At 67.0% G+C, this 22,641-nt stretch carries 19 protein-coding genes; 13 read left to right on the forward strand and 6 right to left on the reverse strand.

From position 1 onward, the window contains the following. Positions 1-10 precede the first annotated feature (10 nt). Complete coding sequence (locus tag AC1DT6_RS33840) at positions 11-1,000, forward strand: Bug family tripartite tricarboxylate transporter substrate binding protein (RefSeq protein WP_441630998.1); 990 nt, start codon at positions 11-13, stop codon at positions 998-1,000. On the opposite strand, the gene AC1DT6_RS33845 is transcribed toward AC1DT6_RS33840, so the two are convergent. After that, entirely contained in the window at positions 987-1,763 is a 777-nt protein-coding gene (locus AC1DT6_RS33845) for a response regulator transcription factor (protein WP_477115314.1), read from the reverse strand. The two genes, AC1DT6_RS33840 and AC1DT6_RS33845, sit on opposite strands and share 14 nt — an antisense overlap. Positions 1,764-2,060: 297 nt before the next feature. Between AC1DT6_RS33845 and AC1DT6_RS33850 the strand changes: the two genes are divergently transcribed. Together AC1DT6_RS33850 and AC1DT6_RS33855 are read left to right on the forward strand one after the other, a co-directional pair. Continuing rightward, positions 2,061-2,759 carry a response regulator transcription factor gene (locus AC1DT6_RS33850; protein WP_441631002.1) on the forward strand — a complete coding sequence of 233 codons (699 nt, stop codon included), beginning with the start codon at positions 2,061-2,063 and terminating at the stop codon, positions 2,757-2,759. Further along, positions 2,756-3,607: a histidine kinase gene (locus AC1DT6_RS33855; protein WP_477115315.1), complete on the forward strand. Its 852-nt coding sequence runs from the start codon at positions 2,756-2,758 to the stop codon at positions 3,605-3,607. Before AC1DT6_RS33850 ends, AC1DT6_RS33855 begins: the two co-directional genes overlap by 4 nt. Positions 3,608-3,688: 81 nt before the next feature. Here AC1DT6_RS33855 and AC1DT6_RS33860 read toward each other — a convergent pair whose 3' ends face one another. The 4 genes from AC1DT6_RS33860 to minC form a co-directional block, all read right to left on the reverse strand. Beyond that, positions 3,689-4,771 (reverse strand): porin, encoded by a 1,083-nt coding sequence (locus AC1DT6_RS33860; RefSeq protein WP_441631006.1) that lies wholly within the window; start codon positions 4,769-4,771, stop codon positions 3,689-3,691. Between the two features lie 339 nt (positions 4,772-5,110). Further along, the gene (minE, locus tag AC1DT6_RS33865) at positions 5,111-5,365 is read right to left on the reverse strand and encodes a cell division topological specificity factor MinE (protein WP_006164360.1); all 255 of its coding nucleotides are present in this window, start codon (positions 5,363-5,365) and stop codon (positions 5,111-5,113) included. A gap of 15 nt (positions 5,366-5,380) precedes the next feature. Then, positions 5,381-6,196: a septum site-determining protein MinD gene (minD, locus tag AC1DT6_RS33870; protein WP_477115316.1), complete on the reverse strand. Its 816-nt coding sequence runs from the start codon at positions 6,194-6,196 to the stop codon at positions 5,381-5,383. Between the two features lie 62 nt (positions 6,197-6,258). Continuing rightward, positions 6,259-7,077 carry a septum site-determining protein MinC gene (gene minC, locus AC1DT6_RS33875; RefSeq protein ID WP_441631010.1) on the reverse strand — a complete coding sequence of 273 codons (819 nt, stop codon included), beginning with the start codon at positions 7,075-7,077 and terminating at the stop codon, positions 6,259-6,261. A gap of 219 nt (positions 7,078-7,296) precedes the next feature. On the opposite strand from minC, the gene AC1DT6_RS33880 reads away from it, so the two are divergent. The 10 genes from AC1DT6_RS33880 (at position 7,297) to AC1DT6_RS33925 (ending at position 21,949) form a co-directional block, all read left to right on the forward strand. Next, positions 7,297-8,268 carry a magnesium and cobalt transport protein CorA gene (locus tag AC1DT6_RS33880; protein WP_441631012.1) on the forward strand — a complete coding sequence of 324 codons (972 nt, stop codon included), beginning with the start codon at positions 7,297-7,299 and terminating at the stop codon, positions 8,266-8,268. Positions 8,269-8,569: 301 nt separating this feature from the next. Further along, positions 8,570-10,663, forward strand: coding sequence for a hypothetical protein (locus AC1DT6_RS33885; RefSeq protein ID WP_477103968.1), 2,094 nt, complete (start codon positions 8,570-8,572; stop codon positions 10,661-10,663). A gap of 263 nt (positions 10,664-10,926) precedes the next feature. Further along, entirely contained in the window at positions 10,927-11,094 is a 168-nt protein-coding gene (locus tag AC1DT6_RS33890; RefSeq protein WP_200876704.1) for a hypothetical protein, read from the forward strand. After that, complete coding sequence (gene kdpF / locus AC1DT6_RS33895) at positions 11,094-11,183, forward strand: K(+)-transporting ATPase subunit F (RefSeq protein WP_477115317.1); 90 nt, start codon at positions 11,094-11,096, stop codon at positions 11,181-11,183. Before AC1DT6_RS33890 ends, kdpF begins: the two co-directional genes overlap by 1 nt. Beyond that, entirely contained in the window at positions 11,183-13,003 is a 1,821-nt protein-coding gene (gene kdpA / locus AC1DT6_RS33900) for a potassium-transporting ATPase subunit KdpA (protein ID WP_441631016.1), read from the forward strand. The genes kdpF and kdpA overlap by 1 nt, the downstream gene beginning before the upstream one ends. Before the next feature lie 129 nt (positions 13,004-13,132). Continuing rightward, positions 13,133-15,355 carry a potassium-transporting ATPase subunit KdpB gene (gene kdpB / locus AC1DT6_RS33905; RefSeq protein WP_477115318.1) on the forward strand — a complete coding sequence of 741 codons (2,223 nt, stop codon included), beginning with the start codon at positions 13,133-13,135 and terminating at the stop codon, positions 15,353-15,355. Positions 15,356-15,391: 36 nt separating this feature from the next. Further along, on the forward strand, positions 15,392-16,009 hold the full coding sequence (gene kdpC / locus AC1DT6_RS33910) for a potassium-transporting ATPase subunit KdpC (RefSeq protein ID WP_441631020.1): 618 nt from the start codon (positions 15,392-15,394) through the stop codon (positions 16,007-16,009). Between the two features lie 159 nt (positions 16,010-16,168). Further along, positions 16,169-19,072, forward strand: a complete 2,904-nt coding sequence (locus tag AC1DT6_RS33915; protein ID WP_477115319.1) for a DUF4118 domain-containing protein — start codon at positions 16,169-16,171, stop codon at positions 19,070-19,072. A gap of 1 nt (position 19,073) precedes the next feature. Further along, positions 19,074-19,769, forward strand: coding sequence for a two-component system response regulator KdpE (kdpE, locus tag AC1DT6_RS33920; protein ID WP_441631024.1), 696 nt, complete (start codon positions 19,074-19,076; stop codon positions 19,767-19,769). A 137-nt stretch (positions 19,770-19,906) separates the two neighbouring features. Beyond that, positions 19,907-21,949 (forward strand): sensor histidine kinase, encoded by a 2,043-nt coding sequence (locus tag AC1DT6_RS33925; RefSeq protein ID WP_477115320.1) that lies wholly within the window; start codon positions 19,907-19,909, stop codon positions 21,947-21,949. Here AC1DT6_RS33925 and AC1DT6_RS33930 read toward each other — a convergent pair. Beyond that, a complete protein-coding gene (locus AC1DT6_RS33930; RefSeq protein WP_441631028.1) occupies positions 21,916-22,575 on the reverse strand; it encodes a response regulator transcription factor in 660 nt (219 codons plus the stop codon). The genes AC1DT6_RS33925 and AC1DT6_RS33930 overlap by 34 nt on opposite strands. Positions 22,576-22,641: the final 66 nt, after the last annotated feature.

Consider the following 22,641-nt stretch of genomic DNA (forward strand, 5'->3'; position numbering starts at 1 on the left):
TCCCCCATTCATGTCCGCTTCCCGCCGAATTCCCTTGCTGGCTGCTGTGCCGGTGGCTGCCGCCGCCCTGGCCAGCCCGCTCGCCGCCACTGCCGCCGACGCGTATCCCGCGCGCCCGATCCGCCTGATCGTCGCCTATCCGACCGGCGGCATCAGCGATGCCGTGGCGCGCGCGCTCGGCGAGCGCCTGTCGGCCCAGACCGGCGCCTCGGTGGTGGTGGAAAACAAGGCGGGCGCGGGTGGCAGCATCGGCATGGACGCCGTGGCCAAGGCCGCGCCGGACGGCTATACGCTGGGCTTCTCCTCGACCAGCCCGCTCACGCTCAACCCGCACGTCGGACACGTCAACTACGATCCGCAGCGCGATATCGCGCCGGTCATGAGCGTGATGTACTCGCCGGTGCTGGTGATCGCCACGTCAAGCTTCGGTGGCAAATCGTTCCAGGACCTGCTCGCACAGGCCAAGGCCCGGCCCGGCTCGGTGCGCTGGGCCACGTCGGGCCTGGGCACGGTCGGCCATGTCATGCTGGAGCAGGTCAAGGCGAAGTCCGGGGCCGACCTGACGCTGATTCCCTACAAAGGCGCCGGGCAACAGATGAACGACGCGCTTGGCGGCCAGTTCGAGGTGATGAGCACGAATGCCAGTCCCATGCTGACGCAGCACATGCAGGCCGGACGGCTGCGCGCGCTCGCGGTGGGGGCGCCCAGGCGCATCGAGTCGCTCCCCAATGTGCCGACCTTCGCCGAGCTGGGATACCCCAAGGCCAACCTGACTTCCACTTTCGGCATCTTCGCGCCGGCGCGCACGCCGGCGGCCATCGTCACGAAGCTGAATGCCGAACTGAACAAGGCCCTGGCCGAGCCCGAGGTGCGCGAGCGCCTGCTCAAGGGTGGCGAGGTGCCCACCGGCGGCACCGCCGCGCAGTTCGCCGCGGCGATCCGCGCGGAGTATGACGACAACGCCCGCATCGTGAAAGACGCGGGCATCAAGGCGGACTGAGCCGCCGGCTGGCTGGCCACTGGCGGCAACTGCCGCCGTTGCCGGCGCCGTGCGGGGGCCCTGATGGCCGGTCCGGCTGGTCGAGCAGATCGAGCCGGCAACCGCTCGCGTATACCGAGGACAGCAGCACGCCGTTGCGCGGACCCAGCGCGAGCTTGGTGCGCACGCGCGAGAGATGGCTGTCCACCGTGCGCGATGCCGGCGGCACGTCGCGCTGCCAGATTTCTTCCTCGATGGTCTGGCGCAGCAGCAACTGGCCGGCATGTCGGAACAGCAGCACGGCCAGTTCGTACTCCTTGGGCGCCAGCTTGACCGGGTGGTCGTTGACATAGGCGCGCCGCTCGCCGAGGACAAAGCGGTAGGCACCAAGCGTGAGTTCGCCGCAGGCCTGCGCCACCGGCACCATGCGCCGCAGCAGCGCCTCCACCCGCGCAGCCAGTTCGGCGTGGCGGATCGGGGCAGCCTGGAAGGCATCCGCGCCATGCGCGAAGCACTGGGCGATGTGGTCGTCGTCGCCGCTCTGGCTCAGCAGCATGACCGGCAGTTCGTCGCCGAGGGTGCGGCGTATCCACTGCAATATGTCCGGTGCCGGGATGCCGGGAATCTCCCAGGCCATTAGCAGCAGCTCGTAAGGCTCGTTGCGCAGGGCCTGCATCAGCGCGCCGCCTTCGCGAAAGCGCACCGAGTCGTGGCCGCTGAGGCTGAGTGCCTGCTCCAGCAGCATGGCACGGGCCGGGTTGTCCTCCAGTACAGCGATTCGCATGAAGTCTCTCCTCGCGCGCGGGCTTCGGCGCGCCTGCCTCCCGGGTCTGGTCGCCGCGCTGCGCATGGCGGCGCCGGGATGGCGCGGCACTGCTAGAGCATCTTAGCTTTGTGCCGCGCGCAGCGGAAAGCAAAAAGGCATCGCTAGCGAAATTTGAGAAAATTCCCATCCGAAAGCGTCTTCGCGCGGTTTTTAATAGCGGATAGCCCCGCAGCGTCGGGCCCCACTGGCGCCAGCGGCGCCAATCACAGCGAGACCGGCGGGCCACCAAGCCGTACCGGCCAACCAAGCATGGGAATGAAGATCGCTTCTCTCGAAGACGAACCGGCCGAGGCGGCCCTGATCCGGCAGATACTCGGCGAGGCCGGGCATGTCTGCATGACCTTCAGGCGCAGCCGCGAACTGCTGCTGCACCTGCGCGAAGAAAACTTCGACCTGCTGCTGCTCGACTGGCAGATGCCGGATCTTTCCGGCAAGGAGGTGCTGATGTGGGTGCGCACCAACCTGGACCGGCGCGTGCCCGTGATGTTCCTGACCTGCCGCAATGCCGAGGAAGACGTCATCGAAGGCCTCGCCGCGGGCGCCGACGACTACATGCTCAAGCCGGTGCGGCGCGGCGAGCTGCTGGCGCGCACGCAGTCCCTGCTGCGGCGCGCCTACCCGGACCCGGCCGCGGGCGGCGAGCACGTCAAGCTGGCCGACTATGTCATCGACTGCGCCGCGCGCACGGTGGCCCACCGGGCCCGGCCGCTCAGGCTGACCCCCAAGGAATTCGACCTGGCCGTGCTGCTGTTCCGCAACGAAGGACGCATCGTGTCGCGGGACCATATCGTGGCGGCCGTGTGGGGGCGCGAGCTTTCGCAGCTGTCGCGCACAATCGATACGCATATATCGCGGGTGCGCAGCAAGCTGGCCCTGCATCCCGAGCATGGGCTGCGGCTGCAGCCCGTCTACACGCTCGGCTACCGGCTCGAACTGACCGGAGGCGAGCGATGAGGGCGTGGCTTGGTAACGGGCTTGCGCGGCTGGCGGCGTGCCTGCGCGCGGCGGAGCAACGTATCGGGCGTCTCGCTGTCGACATGGGGGCGGGGCGGGAGGAGCGGGAGGAGCGGGAGGAGCGGGAGGAGCGGGAGGAGCGGGAGGCCGACGCACGCGCCGCCGTCATGCGCCTCCTGCCGGCCAGCGCCGGCGCCATCGATGTGGCGGCGTATGACAGCGAGGCGCTGGCGTCCTGGCAAACCGGCCTGCGCGCCCTGTCGCACGACTTGCGCGCGCCGCAGAGTGCCATCCTGGCACTGGCCGAGCTGCAACTGTTCGCACCCGAGGCGCTTGCGCACGATGTGTTCGCGGCGCAGGCGGCAGGCCATGCGCAGGCTTCGCTGCGTCTCACCGACGGCATTGCGCGGCTGTTGCGCGAGCTGGTCCACGGTTATCGCATGGAGGTGCTTGACCTGACCGCGCTGCTGCGCGAGGCCGCCGACGCGCTGTGGCAGGCGGCCAGGCCCGGCACCGAACTCCATCTGGCGGGGGCCAGGGTCTGGATACGGGGTGACACGGCGATGCTGTCCGAAGCCCTGCGCGTGCTGCTGGCCCTGGCACTGGACGCCGCCGGGGACACGCGGCCGCTGGTGCGCCAGCAAGTCGACGGACGCATCTGCCGCTTGTCCGTCGCCTTCGTGCCCGGAGCCGAGTCCGCGCAGGCGGCGGAGCCGGTTGCGACGCAGTTCTGCCGCCGCGTGCTGTTGCGCCATGGCGGCACACTCGACATCGGCGGCAGCGCGGATGCGGACGACCATGCCGGCCGGCCGGTCACCTGGCAGCTGCGCCTGCCCGTGCTGTCATGAAAAACAAAAAAGCACCCGAAGGTGCTTTTTTGTCGTTTGGCGTCACCCCCGCGCGAGCAGAGGTCAAGCCTGAAAGGACAATCAGAAAATGTGGCGGATACCTGCGGCCACACCGGTCTGGTTGTTCTTGCCCGGCAGTTCGGTCTTCGTGCCGCCAGTCAGCTTGTTGTAGTCCACGGTGCCGTAGACCTGGGTGCGCTTGGACAGCGAGTACTCGGCCAGCAGCACGCCGGTGTAGCGGTTGCCCTGGTTGTTGGACACGCCGTTCGTGTTCTGGACGTGGTCGCCGTAGAACACGCCGGTCAGGGCCAGCGCCGGGGTGACCTGGTAGGTCAGGCCCAGGTAGCCGGTCATGTCCTTGCGCGGGTTTGCCGCGAAGTTGCCGGTCGGGACCGGATTGGCGGTACCGGCTGCCAGTGCGTCGCCGTTCAGGCTGGCGTCGACGCTGCCGGTGCGGTCCAGGCCGCCGATGTAGCCCAGGAAGATCTTTGCCGGGCCGATGCTGTACTTACCTGCCGCGCCCCACATTTGCTGCTTGTTGCCAGCCGTGTCGCGGGTGAGTTGGTATACGCCACCGAAGCCGAACGGGCCAACGGTGTATGCAGCGCGGAAGCCATAGTATTGCGACGAGGTGAAGGAGCCGGCCTTTTCGCCGAAGCCATAGCTGCCGCCCACGTTCAGGCCGCCGAACTTGCCGTCGTAGCTGACTACGTTGTCATTGCGGAAGTTCGTCAGGAAGAACGGCCAGGCGTTGGCGGTGTAGTTACCGATGGTCAGCGGATCGAAGTCGCCGAAGAAAGTAAAGCCCTCGGTGTACTGGCGGCCCAGCTTCACGGTACCGAAGTCGCCGGACAGACCCACATATGCCTGACGGCCGAACAGACGGCCACCCTGGTTTGCCCTGCCGGTATCCGGATCGAAGCCGTTTTCCAACTGGAAGATTGCCTTCAGGTTGTTGCCCAGGGCTTCGCTGCCCTTGATGCCCCAGCGGCTGTTGGTGATCGCGCCGTTGGTCAACTGGTACAGGCTGTCGTTGTTGGCGTTCGAGTTGTTGGTGTAGCGCAGGCTCTGGTCGACGATGCCGTACAGGGTCACCGACGATTGAGCGTAGGCGCTGCCGGCCAGCAGCGTACCAATGGCAAGGGTGAGGGCTGATCTCTTCATGTGGCTCCTTTTCTGTTCTGTATTTGTCTGCGGCCGGATCACGGCGGCGAACGAGGTTTACGTTTCGTGTAAACGCTCGCGGAAATTTAACAAAACAGAAAAGATTTAGACACTAATGCACACTGTTGACGGGCCCTTTGCCGGCAATTGGTGCAAAAGCGTTGCGACGCCGCGACAGAACCATTAAATGGTGCATAGCGAGATGGCGTCGGCGTCATCTCGCTTTCCCCGCGGTCGTGGGGCGCACCGGTGGCGCGCAGGCGTGTGGCTGGCCACGGTATGGCCAGGGAGCTGCGGCATGACGGCCCGCCGCCCGGACTTCGGGCGAGGGGGCGCGGCTTAACCCTGCGGGATCTCGATCTTGACCTCGAGCACCTCGAGGTTGTCCTGGCGCTCCAGGCTCACGCGCAGATCCTGGTCGCTGATCTTCACGTACTTGGAAATCACCGCGACCAGTTCACGCTGCAGGGCGGGGAGATAGTCGGCCGGCGCGGAATGGCCGGTGCGTTCATGGGCGAGGATGATCTGCAGCCGCTCCTTGGCAACCGAGGCGGACTTTTTCTTCTCGCCGAGCAGGAAGGACAGAATCGACATGATGGTGGACCCTCCTTACTTGTTGCCGAAGATGCGCGAAAGCAGCCCCGGCTTCTGGTAGTCGGTGAAGCGCATCGGCTTGTCCTTGCCCAGGAAGCGGTCCACCACGTCGCCATAGGCATCGGCTACGTCGGAGCCTTCCAGGTGGATGGCGGGCGTGCCCTGGTTGGATGCGTGCAGCACCGCCTCGGATTCCGGCACCACGCCGATCAGCTTGATGCGCAGGATTTCCTGGATGTCGGTCAGCGACAGCATTTCGCCGCCATGCACGCGCTTGGGGTTGTAGCGGGTGATCAGCAGGTGTTCCTTGACCGGATCGCCACCGTCCACGGCCCGCTTGGTCTTGGACGAGAGGATGCCGAGGATGCGGTCCGAGTCGCGCACCGAGGACACCTCGGGGTTGGTCACGACCAGTGCCTCGTCGGCGAAATACATCGCCAGCAAGGCGCCGGATTCAATGCCTGCCGGCGAGTCGCAGACGATGTACTCGAAGCCCATCTCGACCAGGCCATTGATGACCTTCTCCACGCCTTCCTTGGTCAGCGCGTCCTTGTYGCGGGTCTGCGAGGCCGGCAGGATGAACAGGTTCTCGCACTTCTTGTCCTTGATGAGGGCCTGGTTCAGGTTGGCCTCGCCTTGCACCACGTTGACCAGGTCATACACGACGCGGCGCTCGCAACCCATGATCAGGTCGAGGTTGCGCAGGCCGACGTCGAAGTCGATCACGGCAGTCTTGTGGCCACGCAAGGCCAGGCCGGCGGAAAAGCTGGCGCTGGTGGTGGTCTTGCCTACGCCTCCCTTGCCGGAGGTCACAACGATGATTTTTGCCATGGCTCTTGGATCCAGTAATGGTTGAAGCTTGCGCTGCTGTGGTTTGGGCTCTGCGGCGGGTGTTACTTCATCCGGAGCGGTTCTAGTATCAGTTTCTCGCCGGCCAGCCGCACCTGGGCCGATTTGCCCAGCACATCGGCGGGCAACGGCAGTTCGGCGGTGCGGTAGATGCCGGCGATCGACAGCAGTTCGGGCTCCAGGCAGGTGCAGAAGATGCGCGCCTGCGCGTTGCCCTTGACGCCCGCCAGCGCGCGGCCGCGCAGCGGGGCATAAATATGGATATTGCCTTCGGCGATCACCTCGGCGCCGTAGCTGACCAGGTCGAGTATCACGACGTCGCCGGCGGCGTAGATCTGCTGGCCGGAGCGCAGCGGCTTGTCGATCAACATGGTGGCCATGCCGCGCGAAGCGGCTTCGGCCAGCGCGGCGGCGGCCGCGGCTTCCACCTCCGCTGCCGCGGCTTTGGCTTCGGCATGCGCCTTCGCTTCGGCCTGTGCCTCGGCCTGGGCTTCGATCCCGGCCGGTGCCGCTACGGCCTGCGGCGCTTCGTCGCGTCCGCCGCGCCGGCTCTGGCTGTCCAGCAGGGGCAGGCCGAACGACTCGGCCCAGCCGCGCTGCGCCTCGCGCGCAACCACGCCGATGGCGCGGGCCTTGAGCAGGGCCAGGGTTTCGATCACGGTGTCCAGTGCGACCCTGTCGTCGCCTTCCAGGCGGCGCAGGTCCAGGGCGACCACATCATTGGAGAAGAAATCGGGGGTCGATTCGAAGCGGGACAGAAGATCGTCCCGCAGCGCTGCGATGTCAGCGGTCTTGAGAGCGAGTAGGAGGGCGTCGACATTGCCACTGCGCAGCTCGAAGCGTGGCGATTTCTTCTGGGACATAGTCGGTGACCGTGGAAATGGGACATTCTAACTTCGTCTGGGTGCAGAACTGTAACAAATGACCGATGCAGGCAGGCCAGTGCCGGATGCGGCGCGTTGATGGCCCGTTTTCCCGGGCGGATGCATTGTCTTCGGCGCCGCGCGCAGGCGGCGGCACACCGGCGCGCCGTTCCGCCGTCGCTCTTGTTACGATTGCGCCATCTGAACAACGGAGTGCTCATGGGCGCGATCGTCAATAGTGTGGCCTACCGGGGCGGCAAGCGGGTGGGCGACGTGGCCGTGGACGAAATCAGCGAGTCACTCGCCGTGCCCGGCACCTTTGTGTGGCTGGGACTGCACGAACCGGACCTGGCGCTGCTGCGCAAGGTGCAGCAGGAGTTCGGCCTGCACGACCTGGCGGTGGAGGATGCCCTGGACGCGCACCAGCGGCCCAAGCTGGAAACCTACGGCGACTCCATCTTCATCGTGCTCAACACCGCCCAGCTGGTGGACGAGGAAGTGGTGGTGGGCGAGACCCACCTGTTCGTCGGTCCCAACTATGTGATATCGGTCCGCCACGGCGTGAGCAGCAGCTACGCGCCGGTGCGCGAGCGCTGCGAGAGCGATCCGCGCGCGCTGGCCAACGGCCCGGGCTATGTGCTCTACGCACTGATGGATTTCGTGGTCGATCACTACATGCCCATCGTCACCCGGCTCGAGGACGCCTTCGAGCGGCTTGAGGAAGGCATTTTCCGCGACGAGTTCGACCGCGCCGCGATCGAACGCCTGTACCACATCAAGCGCCAGGTGCTGCGCCTGCGCAATGCGGTTTACCCGATCGAGGAAATCTGCGGGCAACTGATCCGCTTGCACGAGGAGCTGGTGCCCAAGGAACTGCGCGCGTACTTCCGCGATATCGCGGACCATGCCAGCCGCCTGGTGCGCACCCTCGACGTGGTGCGCGAGATGCTGACCACCGCGGTGCAGGTGAATCTGGCGCTGGTCACCGTGGGCCAGAACGAGGTGGTCAAGCGCCTTGCCGGCTGGGGCGCCATCCTGGCCATTCCCACGGTGGTGTTCAGCCTGTACGGCATGAACTTCAGCTTCATGCCTGAGCTGCAGTTCCACTATGCGTATCCGGTGGTGGTCGGTGTGACGGTGCTGGCCTGCGGCGGCCTCTGGCGCAAGCTGCACAAGTCGGGCTGGATCTGAGGCGCGTGGCGCGGCCGCCCGGCCGCCGGCACCACGCCGGCCGGCAGCCCACGGGGGCCGCCGCGACTCCGGTCACACCGCCTTCCTCCCTTCCCCCTCCCGCGTCCCGATGCTTTGGCGGCACGCCATGCCATGTTTATGGGATTCCCTCCTTCCGGCGCGCTGGATAGTCTGGCCCCCGGTCCGCGCCCGTGCGTGGGCCGGGTTGGCGTGGGTCGCGCCACCGGACGCGCCATGGCGCGGCAAACAAGGTCACTAGAACACAAGAAGTGCAGCATCCATTCTCAGGGGGAGAAATCCAATGAAGCTTCAATTTCAGACATTCGGGGTCGCGCTGAGCGGCGCGGCGCTGCTGGCGCTGGCCGCCTGCGGCGGCGGAAGCAGCGATAGCGCCAGCAGCGGTTCCACCAGCGACAAGCCGGTCGTGGCCGTGGCCGCGTCCGCGGTGACTGGCACGGCCGCCACCGGCGCCGCCCTCGCCAACGCCAAGGTGGCCATTACCGACAGCGCGGGCGCCTCGCCCTGCCAGGAAGCCGCGGTCACCACCAGCGCGCTGGGCACCTACACCTGCACCCTGAAGACGGGCGTGGTGGCGCCGTTCTTCGTGGTCGTCACGGACCCCACCGGCAACACCGCCCCGCTGGTCAGTGTGAGCACCGTCACGCCGGCCGCCGGCGCCAAGCTGACGCTCAACGCCACGCCGTTGACCACGGCCATCGTGGCGCAACTCGCCGCCGACGGCAATCCGCTGACTGTCGTCAGTGGCAAGACGGTGGACGCCGCCGCCTTGCAAAAGGTCACCGCCAATGTGGTCGCGCAGCTCGCCAGCGTGCTCGCCGCCATCGGCGCGCCCGCCAGCTACGATCCGTTCTCGACCGCCATTACCGCTGCCACGGCGGCTGGCGTGGGCAATACCGCCGACCAGGTGCTCGACATCGTCAAGGTGGTCACGGACCCGGCCACCGGCAAGCTGGCGCTGACCACCGTCGACAACCCGACGCCCATAGCCATTGCTACCGCCACCAGCACCGGCGGCACGCTCGCCGCGCCGCCCGCCGCCGTCGCGGCCCTGCCGCAGGCCGCACAGGCCGTGGCCAAGGGGCTCTCGGCCTGCTTCGCGCTGCCCGTCGCGCAGCGCGTGACGTCCTCCAATGCCAACCTGAGCGCGTCGCAGGGCGGCCCGGAGGTCGACGGGGTGGCGTCCGCATGCCAGAACATCGCTGCCGACAGCAGCAACGCAGCCGGTATCGATTTCCTGCAAAACGGCTTCTACTTCGGGCAATTGCTCTACGGCATCCTGACCAGCGATACCATGACGGGCGCACAGTTCAGCGTGCCGGAAATCATGGCGTTCTATCCCGCCGCGTCGACGGCCTCGGGGCGTGACGAAGCCATCTTCAACATCCGGTACCTGGACGCCGGCGGCAACCCCGGCAACATCATCACGACGGCACGCAATATCGCCAACGGCGCGACCAGCGCGCATCCGTCGAACTGGTGGCTGGTCGGCAACCAGCAGCCTGTCGATGTGACCGTCAAGCTCCAGATCCGGCGTGTCGAACAGCTCAACCCCGGCTTCAGCAAGAACAACAATAACTACAGCCACTTCCAGAGCGGCATACAGTTCATGATCAACGCCACGGGCCCGGGCAGCGTCGTCAACAACGCCCCCCTGAGCTATGCGCGCGTGACCGGGCCCGGCTTGCCGAGCAATGGCATTGTCTATATTGCGCCGGTCCCGGCCGAAGTAGGCCAGACCTACATGGACGTGAGCAACAAGACCGGTACGGTGCCCGTCACCGCCCAGTGCGGCAACGAGTTCAGCCCGCCCTCGCCGTCGTACAACTGCCCGAACTTCTGGTTCTCGCGGACTGCGGGCCTCAGCGGCAGCGCGGCCAGCACGCTGGCGGGCAATCCCGCCGGCCTGGCGTGGGCGCAAGCAGCGGACAACGCCGATGCCTCCAAGGTGGTCAAGGGTGCGAAGTACCGCATCGAGCTGTTCCATGGCACCAACACCACGCCGACCTACAGCTACAACAAGACCCTGCTGAGCGACCTCGTGCCGGCCACCCAAGGGGTGAACCTGCCGTGGAACACGCTGGGCAGTCAGTCGCTGGCCGCGCTGGACCCGTCCAACGCCAGCCTGGCTGGCGCGCAGACGTCGCTGACGGCGGACTGGGTGCAGAATGTCTCCGCCCAGCAGATCGGCAGCGTTGCCGTCTCGGTCGACAGCAACGGCACCTGGAGCACATCCATGCCAGCGCCCAAGGGCGCGACCTCGATCGTGGTCAATGCGGCGGTGCCGGCCTTCTCGGCCAATACCACGCGCGGCCTGCTGTTCGGGTACCGGATGCTGGACAACAGCAACAAGTCGGTGGTCTACACCTACAACTGATTCCAGGAATCAGGCGCTCCTGACGCGGCCGGCGCCACAGCCGGCTTCGGCGTCCTGCATAGCCCCGCAAGGTCAAAAGGCCTGCGGGGCCTTTTTTTCGCCCCGGCACGCCGCGCCACGGCCGCGGAGGAGGCTGCAGCGCACTTGCGCGCCGTCTTTACGCGATCTTTATATCTTCTTTACACCCCCGCCTCCCCTCTCTACCCCGTTTTTACCGCGCCATCCCTAATCTGCCATCTGTGAATCACTCACGGTGTGTTGCCATGGACGGGATCTATTTCATTGGTTTGTTGCTGTTCGGTGCGCTGACTGGCGCACTGCTGGCCTTATGCGCCGCGCTGGGAAGCAAACCGCCCGGCGCGGCCGAGGGGCCGGGCGCGGAGGGTGCCGAAGTGCGCCGCAAGGACAGCGCCACCGACAGGAGGCTGTGATGGGCTGGGCTGACCTGCTGGGCGGCGTGCTCGCCGTCGCTGTTTTTATCTACCTCCTGATCGCCCTGTTCCGGCCGGAGAAATTCTGATGTCAACCGAATTCCTGGGACTTCTGGTCCTCTACCTGGCTATCCTGCTGGCGCTCGCGCCCTTCGTGGGGCGCTATATCCGCCGCGCGATGGAGGACGAGCGCTACCTCGCCACAGCCTGGGGCCGACCGCTGGAGCGCGTGCTGTACCGCGTGGCCGGCGTGCGCGCCAATGCCGAGATGGGCTGGAAGCAGTACGCCGTCGCGGTCATCGCCTTCAATATGCTGGGCGTGGTGGCCGTCTACGTGCTGCAGCGCGTGCAGGTCTGGCTGCCGCTCAACCCGCAAGGCTTTGGCGCCGTCACGCCGGACTCCGCCTTCAACACAGCCGTCAGCTTCGTCTCCAACACGAACTGGCAGGGCTATGCGGGCGAATCCACCATGAGCTACCTGACGCAGATGCTGGCGCTCACGGTGCAGAACTTCTTCTCGGCGGCCACCGGCATCGCCGTGGTATTCGCGCTGATCCGCGGCTTCGCGCGGCAGAGTGCAACCACCATCGGCAACTTCTGGGTGGACATGACGCGCTGCACGCTCTACGTGCTGGTGCCGATCTCCGCCGCCATCGCGCTGGCGCTGGTCAGCCAGGGCGTGATCCAGAATTTCGACAGCTATAAGGAAGTCACGCTGGTGACGCCGGTCGAGTACAGCCAGCCCAAGGTGGACGCAGCTGGCCAGCCCGTGCTCGACGCCAAGGGCGCGCCCGTGACGGAGGCCATGAAGACCGACAAGCAGACGCTGGCAATGGGGCCGGTGGCTTCGCAGGAAGCCATCAAGATGCTCGGCACCAATGGCGGCGGCTTCTTCAACGCCAACTCGGCCCATCCCTACGAGAACCCGACGGAGCTCGCCAACCTGATCCAGATGCTGGCCATCTTCCTGATTCCGGCGGCCTTGTGCTTCACCTTCGGCGAGATGGTCAAGGACCGCCGCCAGGGCGTTGCGATCCTGGCCTCGATGGCGGTGATCTTTATCGTCATGGCGTGCGTGGCGGCGCTCTCCGAGCAGATGGCCAACGCCGCGCTGGCGGGATTGCCGATCGACCACGCGGCCAGCGCGTTGCAGGCCGGCGGCAATATGGAAGGCAAGGAAACGCGCTTCGGCATTGCCGCCACCGCGTTGTTCGCCACCATCACCACGGCGGCATCGTGCGGCGCGGTCAACGCCATGCATGACTCCTTCACCGCCATCGGCGGCCTGGTGCCGATGCTGCTGATGCAGCTTGGCGAGGTGGTGTTCGGCGGCGTCGGCTCGGGCCTGTACGGCATGCTGGTGTACGCGGTGCTGGCGGTGTTCATCGCAGGATTGATGATCGGCCGCACGCCGGAGTACCTGGGCAAGAAGATCGAGACCTACGAGATGAAGATGACTGCCGTGGCGATCCTCGTCACGCCCTTGCTGGTGCTCCTGGGCACGGCGGTGGCGGTGATGGTGGAGCCGGGCCGCGCCGGTGTGTTCAACCCTGGCACGCACGGCTTCTCGGAAATCCTCTATGCGTTCTCGTCGGCCGCCAACAACAACGGCAGCGCCTTTGGCGGCTTATCGGCCAACACGCCCTTCTACAACGTGGCGCTGGCCGCGGCGATGTGGTTCGGGCGCTTCTGGATCATCGTGCCGATTCTCGCCATGGCGGGTTCGCTGGCGGCCAAGCGCCGGCTTCCGGTCACCGGCGGCACCATGCCCACGCACGGTCCCCTGTTTGTGGTGCTGCTGGTTGGCTCGGTGCTGATGGTGGGCGCGCTGACCTATATCCCGGCGCTCGCGCTGGGTCCGGTGGCGGAGCAATTGCAGCCCCCCGCGGTGACGGCGGCGGGCAAGTGACGGAGCGCCTGCCGCGCGGCGACCCGCGCGGCATGGCGAGGCAGCAAACCAGCAAGCAATGAGGGCTGCCGTCCGCGCAGGCGGCGCCGGCCCTCAAGAAAAGCGTATCAGCGTATTGCGGAGAAACGCATGCAACAAGAATCCATGGTGACGCGCGGCAAGACTGCCGGCGCGGCACCGGCAAACACGACGCCGGCGACCAGCGTGGCCACGCCGGCCCACGGATCCGGCAAGGGCGGCGGCCATCATCGTCCGGCGCGCGGCGGCATGTTCGCGCCCGAGCTGGTCAAGCCGGCCCTGCTCGACTCGGTGAAGAAGCTCTCGCCGCGCGACCAGTTGCGCAACCCGGTGATGTTCGTGGTCTACGCGGGCAGCATCCTGACCACTATCCTGTTTTTCCGTGCCTTGTTCGCGCCAGCTACGGCGGGCGGCGAGAGCGCCGGCTTCATCCTTGCGGTATCGGTGTGGCTGTGGTTCACCGTGCTGTTCGCCAACTTTGCCGAAGCGCTGGCCGAAGGGCGCAGCAAGCAGCAGGCCGAGGCGCTGCGCGGGCTCAAGACCACGGTCACCGCCAAGCTGATCAAGGAAGGCCGGCGCGACTACCGCGCCGCCGGCGCCACGGAGCCGCGCGGCGCCGCCGCGCTGCGCCGTGGCGACGTGGTGCTGGTCGAGGCCGGCGACATGGTGCCTGGCGACGGCGATGTGATCGAAGGCGTGGCCTCGGTGGACGAGAGCGCCATCACCGGCGAATCGGCGCCGGTGATCCGCGAGTCGGGCGGAGATTTCTCTTCAGTCACGGGCGGCACGCGCGTGCTGTCCGACTGGATCGTGGTGCGCATCACCACCAATCCGGGCGAGAGCTTTATCGACCGCATGATCACCATGGTCGAAGGCGCCAAGCGCCAGAAGACGCCCAACGAACTGGCGCTGACCATCCTGCTGGTCGGGCTGACCATCGTGCTGCTGCTGGCCACCGCCACGCTGCAGCCGTTCTCGGTGTTCAGCGTACTCGTGGCCAAGGCCGGCATGCCGGTCACCATCACCGTGCTGATCGCGCTGTTGGTGTGCCTGATCCCGACCACCATCGGTGGCCTGCTGTCGGCCATCGGCGTGGCGGGCATGAGCCGCATGATGGAAGCCAATGTGATCGCCACCTCGGGCCGCGCGGTGGAAGCCGCGGGCGACGTGGACGTGCTGCTGCTCGACAAGACCGGCACCATCACGCACGGCAACCGCCAGGCCTCGCGCTTTATCGCCGCGCCCGGCGTGTCGGCGCAGCAACTGGCCGAAGCCGCCTGGCTGTCGTCGCTGGCCGACGAAACGCCGGAAGGCCGCAGCATCGTGACGCTGGCGCGCCAGCAGGTCGGCGCGGCTACGCCCGATATCAGCGCGCTGCGCCCGATCTTCGTGCCGTTCACCGCGCAGACCCGCATGAGCGGCGTGGATGCCGGTGGCCGCAGCGTGCGCAAGGGCGCCGCCGATGCCGTGCGCAAGTATGTGACCGAGCGCGCCGGCAAGTTCCCCGACGCGGTGATGCAGGCCGTGGATGATGTGGCGCGCGCCGGCAGCACGCCGCTGGTGGTGGCGGAATCCAGCGCCGATGGCGAGAACGTGCGCGTGCTCGGCGTGGTCGAGCTCAAGGACATCGTCAAGGCCGGCATCCGCGAGCGCTTCGGCGAGCTGCGCAAGATGGGCATCAAGACCGTGATGATCACCGGCGACAACCGCCTGACCGCGGCGTCGATCGCCGCCGAGGCCGGCGTCGATGACTTCCTTGCCGAAGCCACGCCCGAAGCCAAGCTCAAGCTGATCCGCGACTACCAGGCCGAAGGCCGCCTGGTGGCGATGACCGGCGACGGCACCAACGACGCCCCCGCGCTGGCGCAGGCCGATGTGGCCGTGGCGATGAACAGCGGCACGCAGGCGGCCAAGGAAGCCGGCAATATGGTCGACCTCGACAGCAATCCGACCAAGCTGATCGAGATCGTCGAGATCGGCAAGCAGATGCTGATGACGCGCGGCTCGCTGACCACCTTCAGCGTGGCCAACGACGTGGCGAAGTATTTCGCCATTATCCCGGCCGCCTTCGCCACCACGTATCCGCAGCTCAACCAGCTCAACGTGATGGGTTTGTCGACGCCGGCCTCGGCCATCTTGTCGGCGGTGATCTTCAACGCGCTGATCATCGTGGTGCTGATTCCGCTGGCCTTGCGCGGCGTGGTGTACCGCCCGCTCGGCGCCGCCGTGCTGCTGCGGCGCAACCTGCTGGTGTATGGGCTGGGCGGCATCCTGGTTCCGTTCGTCGGCATCAAGGTGATCGACATGATCCTGGCGCTGTTCGGCTGGGTCTGAGCGCGTCGAACGCGTGGCATGTTAACGGAGCAATCAATGAATACGAAAGTCCAGACCGCGCAGCCTGTTGCGCCCATCCAGGGTGGCCTGCTGCGGCCCTTGCTGACGGTGTTTGTCGTGCTGTCGGCCGTCACCGGGCTGTTGTATCCCGGCGTGATCACCGGCATTTCGAGTGCGGTGTTTCCGCATGAGGCGGCAGGCTCGCTGATCGTCAAGGACGGCAAGGCCGTTGGTTCGGAACTGATCGGCCAGCCGTTCTCTGACCCCAGGTACTTCTGGGGCCGCTTGTCGGCTACCGCGCCCATGCCGTATAACGCGGCTGCATCCGCCGGCTCCAACCTCGGCCCGAGCAATCCTGCGCTGACCGATGCGGCGCGCGGCCGCATCGAAGCGCTGCGCGAGGCCGATCCCGGCAACCAGGCGCCGGTACCGGTGGATCTGGTGACCGCTTCAGGCAGCGGGCTCGATCCGCACATCAGCCCGGCCGCGGCGCAGTATCAGGCGCCACGCGTGGCCCGGCTGCGCGGCCTGCCCCTGGAGCGCGTGCAGGCGCTGATTGCGGCGAACACGGACGGGCCGCTGCTGGCGGTGATGGGCGATCCGGTGGTGAATGTGCTGAAGCTGAATCTCGCGCTGGATGGCGAGAAGCGGTGAGGTTGGGGGGCCATTGGCGCGCTGGCAATGCCCGCTGGTTTGCGCCCCTCTCCAGGAGGGGAGAGCGAGTGACAGCCGTCGGCATGGCAAACGGTTCTTGCGCACCAGGCGTGGCACAATCGTTTGTATCCATCCCTCTCCCGGGCAATGACCCCCACCATGCCTGACACCGCCACGCGCGACGCCCCCGGCCGGCCCGATCCCGATGCCTTGCTGCAACGCATGCAGGAGGAGGGCGAGCGCGCCGCACGCGGCAAGCTGCGTGTGTATTTCGGCGCTTCCGCCGGCGTCGGCAAGACCTTCGCCATGCTGACCGCCGCGCGGGCGCTGCGCGAGCAAGGCAGCGACGTGGTGATCGGCGTGGTGGAAACCCACGGTCGCGCCGAGACCGAGGTGCTGATCGTGGGGCTGGAGCGGCTGCCGATGAAGGCCATGCCGCATCACAAGCTCGACGACCACGTGCTGCAGGAGTTCGACCTGGACGGCGCCCTGGCCCGGCGCCCGGCGCTGATCCTGGTCGACGAGCTGGCGCATTCCAACGCGCCCGGCAGCCGTCACCCCAAGCGCTGGCAGGACATCGAGGAACTGCTGTCGGCCGGCATCGATGTCTGGACCACCGTCAATGTCCAGCATCTGGACAGCCTCAACGAGGCGGTGGGCGGCATCACCGGCATCCGCGTGTGGGAGACCGTGCCCGACACGGTGTTCGACGACGCCGACGAAGTCATCCTGGTGGACCTGCCCGCCGACGAACTGCTGCGGCGGCTGCGCGACGGCAAGGTCTACCTGCCGGAACAGGCCCGGACCGCGGCCAGCAACTTCTTCCGCAAGGGCAACCTGATCGCGCTGCGCGAACTGGCGCTGCGCCGCACCGCCGACCGCGTCGACGACGATGTGCGCGCCTACCGGCACGCCGAATCGATCCGCCCGGTGTGGCGCACGCGCGAAGCGGTGCTGGCCTGCATCGGCACCGGCGACGATGCGGCGCAGGTGGTCAAGAGCGCGCGCCGGCTGGCCGGGCAGCTCGATTGCGACTGGCATGTGGTGACGGTGGCCACGCCGCGGCTGGCGCGGTTCGCCGAACAGGAGCGCGCGAACATCGAGGAGGCGATGCGGCTGGCCGAAGAGCTCGGCGCCCGCACCGAGACCCTGGCCGGCAGCGATATCGTGCAGGCGGTGGCGGGCTATGTGCGGCGCCACAATCTCACCAAGGTAGTGGTCGGACGTGCGCCAGGAACCTGGCACCATAGTGGCGGCAGCCCGCTGGCGCGCGCAAGGGAGCTGCTGGCACTGGGCCTGTCGCCGTTCCTGGGCGCGCGCGCCTGGCTGTTCGGGCGCCATAGCTTTGCCGATTCGCTGGCGCTCGGCTGCCCGGAGATCGATGTGATCCGTGTCGCCGCCGATGCCATGGGCGCCGACACGCGCGGCCGTGCGCAACCGGTGTCCGGGCGCGCCGACGTGCGCGAGGATCCGGCGCGCAATGACGACAGCAGCGCGGTGGCGCGCCGCATCGACTACCTGTGGGCGGTTGCGTGGTGCGGCGGCGCCAGCTTGTTGTCGGCGCTGACGCGGCCTTGGTTCGACCTGGTCAATATCGCGATGTTGTTCCTCGCGGCGGTGGTCGGCGTGGCGCTGCGCCACGGCCGCGGCCCTGCCGCGCTGGCCTCGGTGCTATCGGTGGCGGCTTTCGATTTCTTCTTCGTGCCGCCGCGCATGTCCTTCGCGGTCAGCGACGTGCAGTACCTGGTGACGTTCGTGGTGATGCTGGCGGTGGGCCTGGTGATCGGCCAGCTGACAGCCGGGCTGCGTGAGCAGGCCCAGGTTTCGGTTGAGCGCGAGACCGATGCCCGCACCCTCTACGAGCTGGCGCGCGAGTTGTCCGCCGCGCTGATGCCAGAGCAGATCATCGAGATCAGCGGCCGCTTCCTGCACGCCGCGCTGGGGGCGCGTTCGGCGTTCTTCCTGGTGTCGCCCAAGGGGCGGCTGATGCCGCCGGTAATCGATCCGGCGCAGCGCGGCAGCGACGCCATCGACCCGGTGCTGGCGCAATGGGTATTCGATCATGGCCAGCCCGCAGGCACCGGCACCCACACGCTGCCGGGCAGCACCGTGCTCTACCTGCCGCTCAAGGCGCCGATGCAGACGCGCGGCGTGCTGGCGGTGGAGCCGCAGGAGTGGCGCGCCTTCGCGCGGCCCGAGCGGCGCCGGCAGATCGATGTGTTCGCCACGCTGATCGCGATCGCCATCGAGCGCCTGCACTATGTGGAGGTGGCGCAGCAGGCGCTGGTGTCGATGGAGTCGGAGCGGCTGCGCAGCTCGCTGCTGGCCGCCGTCTCGCACGATCTGCGCACGCCGCTGACCAGCCTGATCGGCATGGCCGAAACCATGCAGCGCACCGAACCGCCGCTGCCTCCGCCGCTGTCCGAAACCGTGGACGCGATGCGCGAGCAGGCCCTGCGCATGCGTACCATGGTGGTCAACCTGCTCGACATGGCGCGCCTGCAAAGCCGCGATGTACGCATGCAGAAGGAGTGGCAATCGCTTGAAGAGCTGGTGGGCGCGGCGCTGGCCGGCATGCGCGACGCGCTCTCGCGGCACCGCGTGTCGGTGGCCGATCTGTCGGCGTTGCCGCTGGTGGAGTGCGACGCGGTGCTGATGGAGCGGGTGCTGTGCAACCTGCTGGAGAATGCCGCCAAGTACACGCCGCCGGGCACCGGCATCCGCATCGCCGGCGAGGTGGCTGACGCGGAGGTGCGGCTCGTGGTGGAGGACGACGGCCCCGGCGTGCCGCGCGGACAGGAGCTGTCGATCTTCCAGAAATTCACGCGCGGCGAGCGCGAGTCGGCCACCGCCGGCGTGGGCCTGGGGCTCGCCGTTTGCGAAGCCATCGTGCAGGCGCACGGCGGGCGCATCTGGGTGGAAAGCGCCGGCGTGGCGCGTGCCGGTGGCACGCAGGGTACCGGCGCGCGATTCGTGGTGGCGCTGCCGCGCGGCAATCCGCCGGCGATCGAGCCGGAGCCGCCCGAGCTCGCGCACGAAGCAGCAAACAAGGAATCCAACTGAAATGACGTTTGAATTTTCGCCCACGGTATTGCTGGTCGAAGACGAGCCGCATATCCGGCGTTTCGTGCGCGAGGCATTGCAGGCGGAGGGCTGCACCGTGCATGAGGCCGAGACGCTCAAGCGCGGCCTGATCGATGCCGGCACGCGCCAGCCCGACGTGGTGATCCTCGACCTGGGCCTGCCCGACGGCGACGGCATGACGCTGATCCGCGAGATGCGCACCTGGACCGAAGTGCCGGTGCTGGTGCTGTCGGCGCGCACCGGCGAAGCCGACAAGATCGCCGCGCTCGATGCCGGCGCCGACGACTACCTGACCAAGCCCTTCGGCGTGGGCGAGCTGATCGCGCGCGTGCGCGTGCTGCTGCGCCGGCATGCCAAGATCAATCCGCAAGGCACGCCGCTGGTTACCTTTGGCGAAGTGCGGATCGACCTGGCCAACCGGGTAGTCACGCGCGCCGGCGACGACGTGCATCTCACGCCGATCGAATACCGCCTGCTGGCCGTACTGATCGCGCATCGCGGCAAGGTGATGACGCATCGCGAGCTGCTGCGTGAAGTGTGGGGGCCCGCGCATTCCGAGAGCAGCCATTACTTGCGGGTGTACATGGGGCACCTGCGGCATAAGCTGGAAACCGATCCCGCGCAGCCTTCGCATCTGATGACGGAGGTGGGGGTGGGGTACCGGTTCGTGGGGTGACAGGGCGGCCGTACGCAACAGGTTTGAAATCACTGAAAAAAACTGACAAAAGCTGACATGGCCCGGGGAAGCGAAAAAGCCCGGTCGGCGGTGGGATATAGTCATGCCCTTTCCGCCAAACGCCAGCTGAGGGGGCAATGGTTCGGCTCTTCCTGATTGTTCTCTTGTGCTGGGTGGGCCAGTCCGCGGCATGGGCGGAAGTGCGTTTGCCGCAGTCGGGGGAGGTCTCCCTTGGCCAGCATTGGGAACTGCTGCGCGATCCGCAGGATGCGCTGACCGTGGCGCAGCTATCCCGGCCCGAGACCGCGGCCGCCTTCCAGCCCCAGGACTCGCCTCCCGCCCTTGGTTACGTGAAGGGGACCGTCTGGCTGCGCATCACCCTGACGCGGCCGGCGCAAGCCGCACCGATATGGCTGCTGCAGTTGCGCTCGGCGCTGCTGGACGACGTCACCCTGTTCCTGCCGCAGCGTGGGGGCGGGTACGAGCAGCGGGTGGCTGGCGACAGGCAGCCGGTCGCGGGGCGTGACGTGAATTACCGCAGCCCGGTGTTCCGGCTCGACCTGCCGGCGGACCAGCCGGTCACCCTGTATCTGCGCGTGCGCAGTACCAGCACACTGAGCTTTCCCCTGGTGGTGTGGTCGCCAGAAGCGTTCATTTCCTTTATCGGCACCGAACTGCTTCTGTTTGGCTTGTTCTACGCGGCGCACCTGGTCTTGCTGATCACCAGCGTCTGGTTCTATTGGGTGACCCGCAATATTTCCTTCGGGCTGTTCAGTCTTACCGTGCTGGCCAATCTGTTTATTTCGCTGGGCGCCGAAGGTTTCACCTATCAGTATCTGCTGCGCGAATGGCCGCTTGCGAGCGAAACCCTTTACGTGCTGAGCTGGTTTTCCGTGACGCCACTTGGCGTCATGTTCACGGCGCACTATCACGGCCTGTTCGAGGCGCCCTGGCGGCGTTGGGCGGTCGGCTTCTCCCTGCTGACCTGGGGTGTGGCCCTGGTTTCGGCATCCTGGCTGCTCCTGGGCAATGTCTGGTGGATACGTCCACTGGCCCTGCTGTGGGGTATCGCCATCATGGTGATACAGCTGATCGTTGCCACGGTGATGGCCTGGCGCGGCCAGAAGGCCGCGCGGGTGCTGGTGTTTGTCCTGGTTCTCCTGCTGGGCGGCACGGTGTTGCGCCTGGCGCGCAATGTCGGCTGGATCGATCCCGGCTCGTTCGTCGACAACGCCAACTACCTGGGCATGGTGGCTTTCCTGCTTATCATGAATTCGGCCATCAGCTGGCGATACACGGATATGCGGGCCGAAAAAGAAGCCGCGCAGGCCGAAGCCTTGCGCGTGGCCCATCAGGCCGAGCGCGATCTGGAACTCAAGGTTGCCCTGCGCACGCAGGCGCTCAGAGATGCCATGGCGCAGGTGGAGGCGTCCCTGTCGCTGGAGCGCCGGGCGCAGGAAGAGCAGCGGCAGTTCCTGTCCACGGTGTCGCATGAACTGCGCACGCCGCTGGCCGTGATCGATGCGACGGCCCAGAACCTGGACCTGGACGATGCCCACGATGATCCGCGGACCTCGGCCCGGTACCAGAAGATCCTGCGTGCCACGCAGCGCCTGACCATGCTGCTGAATGACTCGTTGCATGAGGATGGCTTCGAGCTGCTGCGGCATGGCTCCCGGCCTTCGCGCACCAGTCTGCCGGACTTGCTGGAGGATGCCGCGGCGGCAGCCCGTTTGCTTTCGGAGGGGCACCAGCTGGAGGTTGACGGGAGCCGCTTGCCGGAGGCCTTCCTGTGCGATGCCAGCCTGTTGCGGCTGGCGTTGCGCACGCTGGCCGACAATGCGGTGAAGTACACACCCGTGGGCAGCCGGGTGGTCCTGGGCGGCAGGTTGGTGGCCGCAGGCGTGGAGCTGGAGGTGCGGGACAACGGGCCGGGCATCGATCCGGCGGACCTGCCGCGCATATTCGATCGCTTTTATCGCGGCCAGAATGCCGGGCAGAAGCCCGGGACCGGGCTAGGCTTGTCGCTGGCCCGGCGCATGGTGGAAATGCAGGGCGGCACATTGGCTTTGGAAAGCATGCCGGGGCAGGGCTGTCGCGCGAGGATTTTCCTGCCGTCGGCGCAGCCGGGCCTGCAGGCCGGCAATCAGGCCAGCGAGATGGGCGCGGTGAACGTGTAGCCTTTCCGGTGGGCGGTCCTGAGCGGCAACTCGGTTCCCGATTCGCTCCGCCAGCGCTGCCGGAGACGGCTGACCATGGTTTCCAGCCGGCGTTCGTCGTAGCTCAGCCAGTCGAAGCCGAAGCCTTCGGCGATCTGGCGGCGATTGACGGGCTGGGCCGGGTTGCGTGCCAGCATCTCGAGCAATTTGCTCTCATTGGAGGAGACGGCCAGGCGGTCTCCGGCCGGCGCGACCAGCGTGCAGGCCTGGCGGTCGAGCCGCCAGTTGGCAATCACCCGGCGGCTCAGGGCGCGAAGGATGGCGTCGAATTCCAGCAGTTTGACGGGCTTGACCAGATAGTGGTCCGCCCCGCCGTTCAGGCCGTGGATCTTGTCCTGCGATTCGCCGCGGGCCGTGAGCATGACGATGCCGCAGCCGGGCCGTTCCTGTCTTAGCCGGCTTGCCGCATCAAAACCGGTTCCGTCGGGCAGCATGACATCGATGACGGCAATTTCCGCCTGCGCGGCCAGCGGCAGGAATTCCGCCAGGCTGCCTGCCTGGCTTACCATCCAGCCGCGCTTTTGCAGGAAAGCCGCCAGTTCCTCGCGTAGCTCGATCTCATCCTCGAGCAAGATGACATTGCCCATCCCAATACCTTGCAGCGGTTACCTTAAATGATCGTGGCCAGGGCAGGTTTCAGCCTGCTCCTGCGA

This window comes from Cupriavidus sp. 01L45 (genome assembly GCF_056399885.1).

Excerpts from the sequence above, each read along its gene's own strand:
- AC1DT6_RS33840 (WP_441630998.1), top strand. The coding sequence starts at position 11 with ATGTCCGCTTCCCGCCGAATTCCCTTGCTGGCTGCTGTGCCGGTGGCT.
- kdpB (WP_477115318.1), top strand. The coding sequence starts at position 13,133 with ATGCAACAAGAATCCATGGTGACGCGCGGCAAGACTGCCGGCGCGGCA.
- kdpC (WP_441631020.1), top strand. The coding sequence starts at position 15,392 with ATGAATACGAAAGTCCAGACCGCGCAGCCTGTTGCGCCCATCCAGGGT.
- AC1DT6_RS33850 (WP_441631002.1), top strand. The coding sequence starts at position 2,061 with ATGAAGATCGCTTCTCTCGAAGACGAACCGGCCGAGGCGGCCCTGATC.
- kdpF (WP_477115317.1), top strand. The coding sequence starts at position 11,094 with ATGGGCTGGGCTGACCTGCTGGGCGGCGTGCTCGCCGTCGCTGTTTTT.
- AC1DT6_RS33890 (WP_200876704.1), top strand. The coding sequence starts at position 10,927 with ATGGACGGGATCTATTTCATTGGTTTGTTGCTGTTCGGTGCGCTGACT.
- minC (WP_441631010.1), bottom strand. The coding sequence starts at position 7,077 with ATGTCCCAGAAGAAATCGCCACGCTTCGAGCTGCGCAGTGGCAATGTC.
- AC1DT6_RS33885 (WP_477103968.1), top strand. The coding sequence starts at position 8,570 with ATGAAGCTTCAATTTCAGACATTCGGGGTCGCGCTGAGCGGCGCGGCG.
- minE (WP_006164360.1), bottom strand. The coding sequence starts at position 5,365 with ATGTCGATTCTGTCCTTCCTGCTCGGCGAGAAGAAAAAGTCCGCCTCG.
- AC1DT6_RS33925 (WP_477115320.1), top strand. The coding sequence starts at position 19,907 with ATGGTTCGGCTCTTCCTGATTGTTCTCTTGTGCTGGGTGGGCCAGTCC.
- AC1DT6_RS33930 (WP_441631028.1), bottom strand. The coding sequence starts at position 22,575 with ATGGGCAATGTCATCTTGCTCGAGGATGAGATCGAGCTACGCGAGGAA.
- AC1DT6_RS33845 (WP_477115314.1), bottom strand. The coding sequence starts at position 1,763 with ATGCGAATCGCTGTACTGGAGGACAACCCGGCCCGTGCCATGCTGCTG.
- AC1DT6_RS33860 (WP_441631006.1), bottom strand. The coding sequence starts at position 4,771 with ATGAAGAGATCAGCCCTCACCCTTGCCATTGGTACGCTGCTGGCCGGC.
- AC1DT6_RS33855 (WP_477115315.1), top strand. The coding sequence starts at position 2,756 with ATGAGGGCGTGGCTTGGTAACGGGCTTGCGCGGCTGGCGGCGTGCCTG.
- AC1DT6_RS33880 (WP_441631012.1), top strand. The coding sequence starts at position 7,297 with ATGGGCGCGATCGTCAATAGTGTGGCCTACCGGGGCGGCAAGCGGGTG.
- AC1DT6_RS33915 (WP_477115319.1), top strand. The coding sequence starts at position 16,169 with ATGCCTGACACCGCCACGCGCGACGCCCCCGGCCGGCCCGATCCCGAT.
- kdpE (WP_441631024.1), top strand. The coding sequence starts at position 19,074 with ATGACGTTTGAATTTTCGCCCACGGTATTGCTGGTCGAAGACGAGCCG.
- kdpA (WP_441631016.1), top strand. The coding sequence starts at position 11,183 with ATGTCAACCGAATTCCTGGGACTTCTGGTCCTCTACCTGGCTATCCTG.